Annotated in this window: 14 protein-coding genes; 11 read left to right on the forward strand and 3 right to left on the reverse strand. The window is 65.1% G+C overall.

The genetic code is table 11. The features are described 5' to 3' along the window. The 9 genes from QTH97_RS05580 to dnaJ all read left to right on the forward strand — a co-directional run. Positions 1-121: UxaA family hydrolase (locus tag QTH97_RS05580; protein WP_286567534.1), on the forward strand; the 121-nt coding region annotated here is incomplete at its 5' end. Positions 122-134: 13 nt separating this feature from the next. Beyond that, positions 135-899 carry an SDR family NAD(P)-dependent oxidoreductase gene (locus QTH97_RS05585; RefSeq protein ID WP_286567114.1) on the forward strand — a complete coding sequence of 255 codons (765 nt, stop codon included), beginning with the start codon at positions 135-137 and terminating at the stop codon, positions 897-899. 63 nt (positions 900-962) lie between these two features. Further along, positions 963-1,955: a Bug family tripartite tricarboxylate transporter substrate binding protein gene (locus QTH97_RS05590; protein WP_286567115.1), complete on the forward strand. Its 993-nt coding sequence runs from the start codon at positions 963-965 to the stop codon at positions 1,953-1,955. 67 nt (positions 1,956-2,022) lie between these two features. Then, complete coding sequence (asd, locus tag QTH97_RS05595) at positions 2,023-2,874, forward strand: archaetidylserine decarboxylase (protein WP_286567116.1); 852 nt, start codon at positions 2,023-2,025, stop codon at positions 2,872-2,874. Positions 2,875-3,020: 146 nt separating this feature from the next. Further along, positions 3,021-3,350, forward strand: a complete 330-nt coding sequence (locus tag QTH97_RS05600; protein ID WP_286567117.1) for a winged helix-turn-helix transcriptional regulator — start codon at positions 3,021-3,023, stop codon at positions 3,348-3,350. Positions 3,351-3,434: 84 nt separating this feature from the next. Then, on the forward strand, positions 3,435-3,785 hold the full coding sequence (locus tag QTH97_RS05605) for an FKBP-type peptidyl-prolyl cis-trans isomerase (protein WP_286567118.1): 351 nt from the start codon (positions 3,435-3,437) through the stop codon (positions 3,783-3,785). A 140-nt stretch (positions 3,786-3,925) separates the two neighbouring features. After that, on the forward strand, positions 3,926-4,492 hold the full coding sequence (grpE, locus tag QTH97_RS05610; protein ID WP_286567119.1) for a nucleotide exchange factor GrpE: 567 nt from the start codon (positions 3,926-3,928) through the stop codon (positions 4,490-4,492). An 80-nt stretch (positions 4,493-4,572) separates the two neighbouring features. After that, positions 4,573-6,531, forward strand: a complete 1,959-nt coding sequence (gene dnaK, locus QTH97_RS05615) for a molecular chaperone DnaK (protein WP_286567535.1) — start codon at positions 4,573-4,575, stop codon at positions 6,529-6,531. A 90-nt stretch (positions 6,532-6,621) separates the two neighbouring features. Continuing rightward, the gene (gene dnaJ, locus QTH97_RS05620) at positions 6,622-7,758 is read left to right on the forward strand and encodes a molecular chaperone DnaJ (RefSeq protein WP_286567120.1); all 1,137 of its coding nucleotides are present in this window, start codon (positions 6,622-6,624) and stop codon (positions 7,756-7,758) included. Positions 7,759-7,906: 148 nt separating this feature from the next. Here dnaJ and QTH97_RS05625 read toward each other — a convergent pair whose 3' ends face one another. The 3 genes from QTH97_RS05625 to QTH97_RS05635 form a co-directional block, all read right to left on the reverse strand. After that, on the reverse strand, positions 7,907-8,632 hold the full coding sequence (locus QTH97_RS05625; protein ID WP_286567121.1) for a molybdate ABC transporter substrate-binding protein: 726 nt from the start codon (positions 8,630-8,632) through the stop codon (positions 7,907-7,909). Beyond that, the gene (locus QTH97_RS05630; protein WP_353655621.1) at positions 8,629-9,621 is read right to left on the reverse strand and encodes a tripartite tricarboxylate transporter substrate binding protein; all 993 of its coding nucleotides are present in this window, start codon (positions 9,619-9,621) and stop codon (positions 8,629-8,631) included. The genes QTH97_RS05625 and QTH97_RS05630 overlap by 4 nt, the downstream gene beginning before the upstream one ends. Before the next feature lie 154 nt (positions 9,622-9,775). Beyond that, positions 9,776-10,447 (reverse strand): FadR/GntR family transcriptional regulator, encoded by a 672-nt coding sequence (locus QTH97_RS05635; RefSeq protein WP_286567122.1) that lies wholly within the window; start codon positions 10,445-10,447, stop codon positions 9,776-9,778. A gap of 120 nt (positions 10,448-10,567) precedes the next feature. Between QTH97_RS05635 and QTH97_RS05640 the strand changes: the two genes are divergently transcribed. Beyond that, entirely contained in the window at positions 10,568-11,464 is an 897-nt protein-coding gene (locus QTH97_RS05640) for a fumarylacetoacetate hydrolase family protein (RefSeq protein WP_286567538.1), read from the forward strand. A gap of 11 nt (positions 11,465-11,475) precedes the next feature. Next, the gene (locus tag QTH97_RS05645; RefSeq protein ID WP_286567123.1) at positions 11,476-12,459 is read left to right on the forward strand and encodes a tripartite tricarboxylate transporter substrate binding protein; all 984 of its coding nucleotides are present in this window, start codon (positions 11,476-11,478) and stop codon (positions 12,457-12,459) included. The last annotated feature ends 395 nt before the right edge of the window (positions 12,460-12,854 follow it).

Below are 12,854 nucleotides of genomic sequence, written 5' to 3' on the forward strand. Positions count from 1 at the left end.
CGTCGGCTGGGAAATGTTCCAGCTGATGCTCGACGTGGCGAGCGGCCGCAAGAAGACCTGGGCCGAGCACTGGAAGCTGCACAACGCGCTGGTGCTGTTCAATCCCGCCCCCGTCACCTGAAGGAGAACGAGACATGGAAGACCTCAAGGGCCGCAGCGCGCTCGTCACCGGCGCAAGCACGGGCATCGGCGCCGCCGTCGCCATCGGCTACGCCCGGCGCGGCATGCGCGTGGCGGTGCACTACAACAGTTCTGCGGACGCCGCCAACCAGGTGGTCGCGACGATCCAGGCTGCCGGCGGCGACGCGTTTGCACTGCAGGCGGACGTGCGCGACAGCGGGGCGATCCGGCGTGTCGTGGCTGAAGCCAACGAGCGGCTTGGCGGCATCGACGTGCTCGTCAACAACGCGGGCAGCCTGGTCAAGCGGCTGCCGATCGCCGAATTCGACGACGCTGTGTTCGACGAAGTGATGCACGTCAACGCACGCTCGGTGCTGGCGTTCTGCCGTGAGGTCGTGCCGCTCATGCGCAAGCGAGGGCAAGGCGGCAGCATCATCAATGTGTCGTCCATCGCCGCGCGCAACGGCGGCGGACCGGGCGCGTACCTGTACGCGGGCGCGAAGGGCTTCGTCAGCACCGCGACGCACGGCCTCGCCAAGGAACTCGCGACCGACAACATCCGCGTCAATGCCGTGGCACCCGGCGTGATCCAGACGCCCTTCCACGACCGCTTCTCCACTCCGCAGATGCTCGAATCGTTCAAGGCCGCCATCCCGATGGCGCGCATCGGCGAGCCGGACGATTGCGTCGGCGCCTTCCTCTACCTCGCTTCGGCGCAGCTGTCGGGCTATGTGACGGGGCAGATCATCGAAGTGAACGGCGGGCAGTACATGCCCTGAGTTCCGAAGGCCGCGACGCAACGACAAGAAGCGCGGCACCCACTTCTCAACGGAGACAAACCAATGCAACGCCGCACAATCATCCAAGCCGCGCTCGCCTCTCTCGCCGGAGGCCTCCCGACGCTGCCCGCTCTCGCGCAGGGTCAATGGCCCACGGGCAAGACGATTACCTACCTGGTCCCCTTTCCGGCCGGCGGCACCACCGACGTGCTGGGCAGGCTGATCGGCCAGAAGCTCGGCCCGGTGCTGGGCACCACGGTCGTCATTGACAACAAGGGTGGCGCCGGGGGCAGCGTCGGCTCCGAGATCGCATCGCGCGCCGCACCCGACGGCTACACGATGCTGGGCGGCACGATCAGCTCGCACGCGATCAACGTCAGCCTCTATCCCAAGATCGGCTACGACCCGCAGAAGTCCTTCGCACCGGTCACGCTGATCGGGACCAATCCCGTCGTTCTGGTGGTCAACCAGGCGAGCCCGTTCAAGACCCTCAAGGACGTGCTCGAGGCCAGCAAGGCCAAGCCGGGCGGCCTTTCTTCGGCCTCCGCCGGCACCGGCACCTCGCAGCACCTGGCGCTCGAACTGCTGGCCTACAAGTCGGGCGTCAAGTTCACGCACATTCCCTACAAGGGCAGCGGCCCGGCGATCCAGGACGTGATCGGCGGCCAGGTCGACATGATGTTCGACACCACCGTGGTGGCGGGGCCGCACATCCAGAGCGGCAAGCTGCGCGCGATCGCCGTGACCTCCGGCAAGCGGCTGGCATCGATGCCGGATGTGCCGACGGTCGCCGAATCGGGCGTACCGGGACTCAAGGATTTCGAGGTCGTGTCCTGGCAGGCGATCTTTGTGCCGGCCGGCACGCCGTCGCCCATCGTCGACCGGCTGCACAAGGAGATCCGGACGATCCTGGCCCAGCCGGACATGCAGGAAAAGCTCAAGGGGTTCGGGATGGAGCCCGCCGACATGACCACGGCGCAAATCGCCGCCTTCCAGAAGGCGGAAGTCGACAAATGGGCGCAAGTGATCAAGGCCGCCAACATCAAGGCGGAGTAGGTCTCGTCCTGCGAAACGCGCGGAAGGCGGTCGATAGAATCGCCCACCGCTTTTATTGGGTAGACCCTTGTCCGATCGCCTCCCCGTCCTGCCGCAGTACCTGTTTCCCAAGCAGGCGCTGACCTCTTTCGCCGGCTGGGTCGCGGGCAAGGAGCGCGGCGCCGTCACCACCTGGATCATCCGGCGCTTCGTCGCGAAGTACGACGTCAACATGGACGAGGCGCTCGACAGCGACATCGCGAGCTACCCGAGCTTCAACGAGTTCTTCACGCGCGCGTTGAAGCCGGGGGCGCGTCCGCTGGCGCAATCCGATCTGGTGTCGCCAGTCGATGGCGCAATCAGCCAGTTCGGCCCCATCGAAGGCGACCAGATCTTCCAGGCGAAGCGTCACCACTACTCGACCACCGCCCTGGTCGGCGGCGATGCGGCGCTGGCCGCCCAGTTCGAGCACGGCAGCTTTGCGACTCTCTACCTGAGCCCCAGGGACTACCACCGCATCCACATGCCCTGCGACGGTCGGCTGATGCGGATGATCTACGTGCCGGGCGACCTCTTCTCCGTGAACCCGACCACCGCCCGAGGCGTGCCTGGACTCTTCGCACGCAACGAGCGCGTGGTGTGCGTGTTCGAATCGCCGGCGGGTCCGTTCGTGCTGGTGCTCGTGGGCGCGACCATCGTCGGCAGCATGGCGACGGTGTGGCACGGCGTCGTGAATCCGCCTCGCGGCGGCGAAGTGCGCGAATGGCGCTACGACGACCAGCAGATCGCGCTCCGGCAAGGCGACGAGATGGGCCGCTTCCTGCTCGGCTCGACGGTCGTGATGCTCTTTCCTCCTCCGCCGCTGGACTTCAATCCGGCATGGGCACCGGCCCGCCCGGTTCGGCTCGGCGAAGCCATGGCCAACTACCCGACGCGCTGAGTGCGCGGCTGCAACCCGCAGCCGGCTTGCACTTACAGCTATAAAACTTGTAGCAACAGCTCTTCTGGGCTATAGTCCCCGGCCGTTTCGAGTGGTCACGAGCCAATCACGAAGAACAAGCCGCCGGTCCCGAGGAGATGAAGTCGATGAGTAGCAAGGAAAACGCAGCCATCAGCCAATTGCTTGCGCTGCTGGAAGCCCGCTACGCGCTGCGCGTCCTCTGGGCCCTGCGGGACGGCCACGCCCAGACCTTTCGGTTGCTGCAGGACAGCGTCGGCAACATCACGCCCAACACGCTCAACACCCGCATCAAGGAACTTCGCGAAGCGGGCCTCGTGAACCACGGCACCGACGGCTACAGCCTGACGCTCAGCGGGCAGGACCTGCTGAAGCGCTTGTCCGACCTGCAGGCCTTCGCCGGCAAGTGGCAGCAGAGCCAGGTCAAGAAGACACCGCCGTCCGCCGCCCCGAACTGAAACGGCGGCACCTTGCGCCGGGGGCCGGTCACGCAGCCTAGTTAAACTGCGCGGTTTCCTTCCCCATTCCCTAAGGAGCGCTCCATGCCCACCACTCCCTCCGGCCTGCAATACGAAGACACCACGGTCGGCGACGGCGCCGAAGCCAAGCCCGGCCACCACGTGCATGTGCACTACACCGGCTGGCTCTTCAACGACGGCGTGCAGGGCGCCAAGTTCGATTCGAGTCGCGACCGCAACGATCCCTTTGCCTTCTCGCTCGGCGCCGGCCAGGTCATCAAGGGCTGGGACGAAGGCGTCGCCGGCATGAAGATCGGCGGCAAGCGCACCCTGATCATCCCGGCTTCCCTTGGCTACGGTGCGCGCGGCGCTGGCGGCGTGATCCCCCCGAATGCGACCCTGAAGTTCGACGTCGAATTGCTGGACGCGCACTGACGAGACCGGATCTCCCGCCGCTCCCGAAATGCGCCCTCACCGGCGCATTTTTTTGCCTTGAAAACCCCGGGGCAGGCCTCAAATGGCTGCCTATTGTTCGTTTTCACCCGTTTTCCGGCATGGCCGCCGGCTTTTTGAGCATGACTGACCCGAAAAACCTTCAAGAAAATCCACAGACCCTGCAGGGCGAGCCCAGCCCGGAAGAGCTGGAGGCAGCCCAGGCCGCGAATGAAGCCGACGCGCTTGCCGCTGCCCAGGCCGAAATCGCCGCGCTGCAAGCCAAGAACGCCGAACTGGCCGACCAGTTCCTCCGCGCGCAGGCCGATGTGCAGAACGCGCGCCGCCGCGCGGACGAGGAAGTTTCCAAGGGCCGCAAGTTCGCGATCGAAGGTTTCGCCGAAAGCCTGCTGCCCGTGTTGGACAGCCTGGAGGCGGGCCTGTCGGTGCAGGACGCCACGTCGGAGCATCTGCGCGAAGGCACCGAAGCCACCCTGCGCCAGCTCAAGAGCGCACTGGAGCGCAACAAGGTCATCGAGATCGCTCCGCCGGCCGGCAGCAAGTTCGATCCGCACCTGCACCAGGCGATCTCCGTGGTGCCGGTGCCCGGGCAGGAGCCCAACACCATCGCCAGCGTGCTGCAGAAGGGCTACACGATCGCCGACCGGATCCTCCGTCCCGCTCTAGTGACCGTCAGCAGCCCGAGCTGAGAACAAACAAGAAACCCACAGGAAATCCCCGTTTCATCCCTTGAATCGAACCGGGTTATCCACAAGTTCACAACAACCTCATTTCAGATCCCAGGAGCAAAAACATGGCCAAAATCATCGGCATCGACCTCGGCACCACCAACTCGTGCGTGTCGATCATGGAAGGCAACACCACGCGTGTGATCGAGAACTCGGAAGGCGCCCGTACGACGCCCTCGATCGTGGCCTACCAGGAAGACGGCGAAGTTCTGGTCGGCGCCTCGGCCAAGCGCCAGGCGGTGACCAACCCCAAGAACACGATCTACGCGGTCAAGCGCCTGATCGGCCGCAAGTTCGAGGAAAAGGAAGTGCAGAAGGACATCGACCTGATGCCCTACACGATCACCAAGGCCGACAACGGCGACGCCTGGGTCGAAGTGCGCAGCAAGAAGCTCGCTCCCCAGCAGATCAGCGCCGAAATCCTGCGCAAGATGAAGAAGACCGCCGAGGACTATCTCGGCGAGCCCGTGACCGAAGCGGTGATCACCGTGCCGGCCTACTTCAACGACAGCCAACGCCAGGCCACCAAGGACGCCGGCCGCATCGCGGGCCTGGACGTCAAGCGCATCATCAACGAGCCCACCGCGGCTGCGCTGGCCTTCGGCCTCGACAAGCACGACAAGGCCGACCGCAAGATCGCCGTGTATGACCTCGGCGGCGGCACCTTCGACATCTCGATCATCGAGATCGCAGACGTGGACGGCGAAAAGCAGTTCGAAGTGCTCTCGACCAACGGCGACACCTTCCTCGGCGGCGAGGACTTCGACCAGCGCATCATCGACTACATCATTTCCGAGTTCAAGAAGGATCAGGGCGTCGACCTGAGCAAGGACGTGCTCGCGCTGCAGCGCCTGAAGGAAGCGGCCGAGAAGGCCAAGATCGAGCTGTCGAACAGCGCGGCGACCGACATCAACCTGCCGTACATCACGGCCGACGCATCGGGCCCGAAGCACCTGAACATCAAGCTCACCCGCGCCAAGCTCGAAAGCCTGGTCGACGAGTTGATCGAACGCACCATCGCGCCCTGCCGCACCGCCATCAAGGATGCCGGCGTGAGCGTCTCGGACATCAGCGACGTGATCCTGGTCGGCGGCATGACCCGCATGCCCAAGGTGCAGGACAAGGTCAAGGAATTCTTCGGCAAGGAACCGCGCAAGGACGTGAACCCCGATGAAGCCGTGGCTGTCGGCGCCGCCATCCAGGGCCAGGTGCTCTCCGGCGACCGCAAGGACGTGCTGTTGCTCGACGTGACCCCCCTGTCGCTCGGCATCGAGACCATGGGTGGCGTGATGACCAAGATGATCACGAAGAACACCACGATCCCGACGAAGTTCGCGCAGACCTTCTCGACCGCCGAGGACAACCAGCCGGCAGTGACGATCAAGGTGTTCCAGGGCGAGCGCGAGATCGCATCGGGCAACAAGCTGCTCGGCGAGTTCAACCTCGAAGGCATTCCGCCGGCCTCGCGCGGGACGCCGCAGATCGAGGTGAGCTTCGACATCGACGCCAACGGCATCCTGCACGTCGGCGCCAAGGACAAGGGCACCGGCAAGGAAAACAAGATCACCATCAAGGCGAACTCGGGCCTGTCCGAAGACGAGATCCAGAAGATGGTGAAGGACGCCGAGCTCAACGCGGCCGAGGACAAGAAAAAGGTCGAGCTGGCCCAGGCCCGCAACCAGGGCGAAGCCATGGTCCACAGCGTGAAGAAGTCGCTCGGCGAACACGGTGCGAGCCTGGATGCCGGCGAGAAGGAAAAGATCGAAGCCGCGATCAAGGACGTCGAAGAAGCCCTGAAGGGTGAAGACAAGGCCTCGATCGAGGAAAAGACCAACACGCTGATGAGCGCCAGCCAGAAGCTCGGCGAGAAGATGTACGCCGACGCGCAGGCCGCGGCAGGCGCGGCGGGCGGCGCGGCTGGCGCTGGCCCGGAAGCTGCAAGTGCTCCGGCGGACGACAACGTGGTCGACGCCGAAGTGAAGGAAGTGAAGAAGGGCTGATTTTCACGCCCTGACACGAGGCTGGACCCGCTGCAAGGTGGTCCAGCCTTTTCCGCTTCCTGAAAACGATTCCGCCACCGACCCTCGACCATGGCTACCAAACGCGACTATTACGAAACCCTCGGCGTTCCCAAGAACGCGAGCGAGGAGGAAATCAAGAAGGCTTATCGCAAGATGGCGATGAAGCACCACCCTGACCGCAACCACGGGGACTCCAGCAAGGAAGCCGAGTCCAAGTTCAAGGAGGTCAAGGAAGCCTACGAGATGCTGTCGGACTCGCAGAAGCGCGCGGCCTACGACCAGTACGGCCACGCGGGGGTCGACCCCAACATGCGCGGCGGCCCGGGCGCAGAAGGCTTCGGCGGCTTCGCGGAAGCCTTCGGCGACATCTTCGGCGATGTGTTCGGCCAGCGAGGCGGCCGCCAGGGCGGCGGGCGCCAGGTGTTCCGCGGCAGCGACCTGAGCTACGCGATGGAGGTCACCCTCGAGGAAGCAGCCGAAGGCAAGGATGCACAGATCCGCATCCCGAGTTGGGACGATTGCGGCACCTGCAAGGGTACGGGCGCCAAGCCCGGCACCAAGCCGATCACCTGCACCACCTGCCATGGCCAGGGCGCGGTCCAGATGCGCCAGGGCTTCTTCAGCGTGCAGCAGACCTGCCCGACCTGCCATGGCACGGGCAAGATCATTCCGGAACCGTGCACCACCTGCCACGGCCAGGGAAAGATCAAGAACAACAAGACGCTGGAAGTGAAGATCCCGGCCGGCATCGACGACGGCATGCGCATCCGCAGCACCGGCAACGGCGAGCCCGGCACCAATGGCGGCCCGCCGGGCGACCTCTATATAGAGATCCGCCTCAAGAAGCACGATCTGTTCGAGCGTGACGGCGACGACCTGCACTGCGTGGTGCCGGTCAGCGTCACGACCGCAGCGCTGGGTGGCGAGATCAACGTGCCGACGCTCAAGGGCGCGGCAGCGATCGATATTCCCGACGGCACCCAGAGCGGCAAGCAATTCCGGCTGCGCGGCAAGGGGATCAAGGGCGTTCGCTCGAGCTACCCGGGTGACCTGTACTGCCACGTGCGCGTGGAAACGCCGGTCAAGCTGACCGAGCACCAGCGCAAGCTGCTGAAGGAACTCGACGAGTCGCTCAAGAAGGGTGGCGAGAAGCACAGCCCCACGGACAAGGGCTGGTTCGACAAGGCCAAGGAGTTCTTCAGTTAGATGGGGCTCGCCCCCAGGCTACGCGCACTTCGTGTCGCTTCGCCTACCCCCTGCCGGGGGGCAACACCGGCGGCCCGGCGGAGCCGGCTCCGCGGTGTTTCACGAACGGGCTGGCTTCGCCGGCCTTGGGCTTGGATGCCACACCGGATCAGCCAGAAAGGCGCCCGACCGATGGCACGGACGCCGTGAATTCGAAGCCGCCCTGCTCCCGCAGGCAGCGTGACCTGGGGCCCGCGATCAGTTCGACGAAGCGCCGGGCCAGGTCCGGCTGGCGGGCCGAGGCGCCGACTGCCGCCGAATAGGTGGTGGCGAGCTCAAAACCCTCGGGCAGCGACCCCACCAGCTCGACACCCGGCGTGTACTTGATCTCGGTGATCTGCGTGCAGCCGATCGCGCCGGCGCGGCGCTCGGCGGCGAGTTCCCGCATGGCCGTGGCGCCGTTCGGAAAGGCGCGCAGGCGCGAAGCGACTGCCTCGGCGATCCCAAGCTCGACGAGCATGGAAGCGAAGTGGATGCCGGCGGTCGAGCGCTGCGTGTCCGGCAAGTAGATCGAACCGGCGGCGAGCAGAGCGGCCTTCAGATCGTCGGGCGTGGCAATCGCAGGCAACGGATCGCCGGCGCGGACCGCCAGGCCGGTGCGCACTCGGCCGAGGGCAGCTTCCGAACCCGGCACGAGGCGCCCGTCGGATTGCAATGAAGAGACCATGGCCTCGGTGACGATCATCACGTCGCAGGGCTCGCCTGCGATCAGTGCCTCCTTCATCGCGCCGACGGCGCCGAAACGGCCTTCGACCTTGGCACCGGTCAGTTCGAGGAACACGCCCTGCAGGGCCTTGACCAAGCCCTGTGCGGCGCCAGCGCAAAGAATGTTCATTGGTCGGCCTTTGCGCCCGAGATCTTCACGATGCGCGCCCACTTGTCGATGTCTTCGTTCATGTAGCGCGTGAAATCAGCGACGTTCATGGTCAGCGGCGTCGCGCCCTGCGCCTTCCAGGCGCGGACCACCTCGGGGTTGGAGACGATTTTCACGACTTCGGCGTTCAACCGATCGACGATCGCGGCGGGCGTGCCTTTGGGCGCCATCAGGCCGAGCCAGATCGTGGCTTCGTACTTGGGCACCCCGGCTTCGTTGACCGTCGGCACATCGGGCATCACCGCGGAGCGCGACAGGCCAGTGGTTGCCATGGCCTTGACCTTGCCGCTGCGGACGTGCTCCGTCATGGTGGGCACGGCGTCGAACATCATGTCGACCTGCCCGCCCAGCACGTCGGTGCGGGCGCCGGCGCTTCCCCGATAGGGAATGTGCAGGATCGAGACGCCCGCCATCGCCTTGAAGAGTTCACCGGCCATGTGGTACGGCGTGCCCGGCCCGGAAGACGCGTAGGAAAGCCCTCCGGGCTTCGACCTGGCAAGCGCGATCAACTGGCCCAGATTGTCGACCGGCAGCCCGCTTCTCGTGACGAGTACCAGGTCCGAGTAGTTGATGGCAGCGACCGGCACGAAATCGCGCATGAGTTGGAAAGGCTTGTTCGGGATCAGAGACTCATTGACCGTGTGCGCGTTCGACATCAGCAGCAGCGTGTAGCCATCCGGCGGGCTCTTTGCCACGGCGTCGGTGCCGATCACCGATCCGGCGCCAGGCCGGTTGTCAACAACGAATCCCTGGCCGAGCGACTCCTGCAGGCGTGTGGCGATGAAGCGCGCGTACACGTCGGCGGGACCGCCGGCGGCAAAAGGCACGACAACCCGGACCGGGTGCGATGGGTAGTCCTGCGCAGCGACCCACGGCGCCATGACTGCCAGCAAGGCAGCGGCCCACCACCGACGGTTCGGACGCAGACTTCGGGCAGACGCTGTCTTCACGGTTGTCTCCAAGGCGGTGGGGGCGGATCGCCGTCCGGTATCGCGACGATTGGTATGAATTGGTATGCACCGATGCCAATCGCGGACCAATATAGCGAGCGCCGCCGGCCCGGTCAATGCGGGGCCGGGTTTGTCCGCAACGCCCGGCCAAGGGTCAGTACCCGAGCAGATTGCGCCGCACGTGCGTGAGGTGTCCGATACAGAGTTCGTTGGCCCGGGCGCCGTCGCGGTCCTTCAGGGCCGCGACGAGTTCGCGATGTTCACGCTGGTAGTCCAGGCGACGTTCGGGCGTGGCGCTCCTGCGCTTGAGCATGCCCCACTCGCTTTGCGCCCGCGCCTCGTTCATGCGCTGGAAAACGGCCGAGATGAAAGTGTTGTGCGCGGCATCGGCGATGGCCTCGTGCAGCTTTCCATCCCAAAGCTCGAACTCTTCGATGGTCTCCGCCGCCTCGCCCCTCTCGCAGCAGTTCTCCATTCGGTCGAAGTCGGCGTGGGTGGCATTGCCGACGACCATTGCGATGATCGCGGGCTCCAGCACGAGGCGCGCGCTCATCAGTTCCGCCGGGCTGGTCGCAAGAGGCGCGCCGCCGTGGCTGATGTTCGCCAGCGCGTGCGCCACTTCTTCGCTGACGTAGGTGCCGCTGCCCACCGTCTGCGTGATGAGCCCCCTGCCCTTCAGCTCCGAGAGAACGCGGCGAACGGTCGACCGGCTGAGCCCGAACTGCCCGCTCAGCTCGCGCTCCGTCGGCAGGCGGTGGCCTGCTCGCCACGCACGCGATTGGAGGTTCTCGAGAATGGCTTCCCGGAGAGTCAGGGCACTTTGCACAGTTGCAAGAATGGATGGGTTGAGGTCGGTGGTCCGATCGTATCAATCGGCCCGCGCGCAACTTCTATTGTGCACTTGGTATCGGATTGGTAGCATTTGGTCGACATTCAGGAGATCATTTTGCGCATTGCAACATACCAATATCAAGGCCGAAGGCAGGTGGGCCTCGTTTCGCCGGACGGCGCGACGGTCACGGCGCTGCAGATCGACGCTCCCCGATCCCGGCGCGGCGTACTGTCGCTGATCGAGGAACGCGCATCGGGCGCCACGCAACTGCCCTCGACCGGTGAGACGGTGCAGCTCGGCGACGTCAGGCTGGAGGCGCCGCTGCCCATGCCGCGCCGCAACATATTCTGCGTGGGTCGCAATTACCACGCGCACGCGAAAGAGCTTTCGGCTTCGGTTTTCAAGAACAACGCAGCGAAGGTGGACGCGTGGCCCATCGTGTTCACCAAGGTGCCCGAGTGCGTGATCGGCCCCAACGACGAAGTCCGCCTGCCCGGCGAATCCATTTCCGCACAGATCGACTACGAAGCCGAGCTGGCCGTGGTGATCGGCAAAGGAGGCCGCAACATCTCGCGTGCGGATGCGCTGTCGCACGTGTTCGGCTACACCATCGTCAACGACGTTACGGCGCGCGACGTACAGATGCGCCACCAGCAGTGGGACCTCGGCAAGTCCTTCGACACGTTCTGCCCGATGGGCCCGTGGATCGTGACCGCCGACGAGATGGATGGCACGCGCACCCGGGTGCGTTGCTGGGTCAACGGCGAGCTGCGTCAGGACGGACAGACCACGGACTTCATTTTCGACATCCCGACGCTGATCGAAACCTGTTCGCGCGGTATCACATTGCATCCGGGCGACGTGATCGCCACCGGAACGCCGGCCGGCGTCGGCATGGGCCTGACGCCGCCCCAGTGGCTGAAGGCGGGCGACGTGGTCCGCATCGAGATCGACGGGCTCGGCACCCTGGAAAACCGGTTCGTCCAGGCCGACGCGCCCAAGAATACGTAGGAGACAAACACATGCTTCAACCCCGACGCGCGCTGCTGCGCGCCGCGCTCCTGGCGGCCGCGTGCTGCGCCGCCACAGCCGCGATGGCCCAGGGTGGCTGGCCCGAGAAGCCAATCACGATGATCGTGCCCTTCCCTCCCGGTGGCGTTGCCGACACCGTAGCGCGGCCGGTCGCCGAATCGCTGTCGCGCGAGTTGAAACAGGCGGTGATCGTCGAGAACAAGGCCGGAGCAGGCGGCGCGGTCGGCATCGGCTTCGTCGCCCGTGCGCCAGCGGACGGCTACACGGTGCTGCTGAGCCTTTCATCGATCTCGATCCTTCCCGAGGCCGACGCGATCCTCGAACGCAAGCCCGCCTACCAGATGAACCAGTTCAAGCCGATCGCCCGCTTCACCGCGGATCCGACCGTGCTGGTGGTGCGCGCCGACGCGCCGTGGAAGACCTTGTCGGAATTCGTCGCCGATGCGCGCGTCAAGCCCGGAACTTACAACTACGGAAGTTCCGGCAACTACGGCACGATGCACGTGCCGATGGAGATGCTGAAGAACGCCGCCGGATTCCGGATGACGCACATCCCTTACACGGGTGCAGGGCCCGCCATCGTCGCCCTGCTCGCAGGGCAGGTCGATGCCGTGGCAAGCGGACCGTCCACCGTGGTGCAGCAGATCAAGGCCGGCAAGCTTCGCGCGCTGGCGCATTGGGGCGACAAGCCGCTGGCCGCGCTGCCGGACTTGCCGAGCCTGGAACAGGCCGGCTACAAGGTGAAGTTCGCGCAGTGGTCGGGCCTTTTCGTGCCCGCGGGCACGCCGGACGACATCGTGCGAAAGCTGCGCGCCGCCTCGGCCAAGGTCGCCGCGGACCCCGCCGTGGTGCAAGTGATCGAGCGCGCAGGCAGTCCCCTGGCCTACCTCGACGCACCCGAATTCCAGACGTACTGGAACGCCGACGCAAACACGATGACCGACGCGGTGCGCAAGATCGGCAGGGTCGAGTAGCGATGCCCGGGAGGCACTAAGGCAATGCGCAGAAAAGGCGGCCCCGACGGCCGCTTTTTTTTCGCGCGGCCGCTGCCCTGGGAATAGTTCACGTTGATTGTCGCGCTTTGCGCGTTTGTCCGTATGCCTTCGCCGAGCCATGGGCGTTGGGCACGGAAATAGACATTGAAGCCATATGGAAAGACGGACACGTGTAGATGACGAAATCCGACAGCGTCGCCTTCCGCGCTCCCACGAAGATTCCCATCGACAGGTCGGGCGGACACGCCAGGACTTCGTGATTGTTTCGACGACCGCAGCAGCCATTCCCATGAACTTTTTCACCTTCTTGTTGTTCTTAACGGAAAAGCAAGAAAAGCAATTTGCTGGAGGCGTTCTTTGTTCTATGCTTTAAC

Origin of the sequence: Variovorax gracilis (assembly GCF_030317115.1) — a bacterium.
Taxonomy (GTDB): domain Bacteria; phylum Pseudomonadota; class Gammaproteobacteria; order Burkholderiales; family Burkholderiaceae_C; genus Variovorax; species Variovorax gracilis.

What these genes read in the sequence shown, in the direction of transcription:
- QTH97_RS05585 (WP_286567114.1), top strand. Translation starts at nt 135, where the DNA reads ATGGAAGACCTCAAGGGCCGCAGCGCGCTCGTCACCGGCGCAAGCACG.
- QTH97_RS05590 (WP_286567115.1), top strand. Translation starts at nt 963, where the DNA reads ATGCAACGCCGCACAATCATCCAAGCCGCGCTCGCCTCTCTCGCCGGA.
- QTH97_RS05600 (WP_286567117.1), top strand. Translation starts at nt 3,021, where the DNA reads ATGAGTAGCAAGGAAAACGCAGCCATCAGCCAATTGCTTGCGCTGCTG.
- QTH97_RS05605 (WP_286567118.1), top strand. Translation starts at nt 3,435, where the DNA reads ATGCCCACCACTCCCTCCGGCCTGCAATACGAAGACACCACGGTCGGC.
- grpE (WP_286567119.1), top strand. Translation starts at nt 3,926, where the DNA reads ATGACTGACCCGAAAAACCTTCAAGAAAATCCACAGACCCTGCAGGGC.
- dnaJ (WP_286567120.1), top strand. Translation starts at nt 6,622, where the DNA reads ATGGCTACCAAACGCGACTATTACGAAACCCTCGGCGTTCCCAAGAAC.
- QTH97_RS05625 (WP_286567121.1), bottom strand. Translation starts at nt 8,632, where the DNA reads ATGAACATTCTTTGCGCTGGCGCCGCACAGGGCTTGGTCAAGGCCCTG.
- QTH97_RS05645 (WP_286567123.1), top strand. Translation starts at nt 11,476, where the DNA reads ATGCTTCAACCCCGACGCGCGCTGCTGCGCGCCGCGCTCCTGGCGGCC.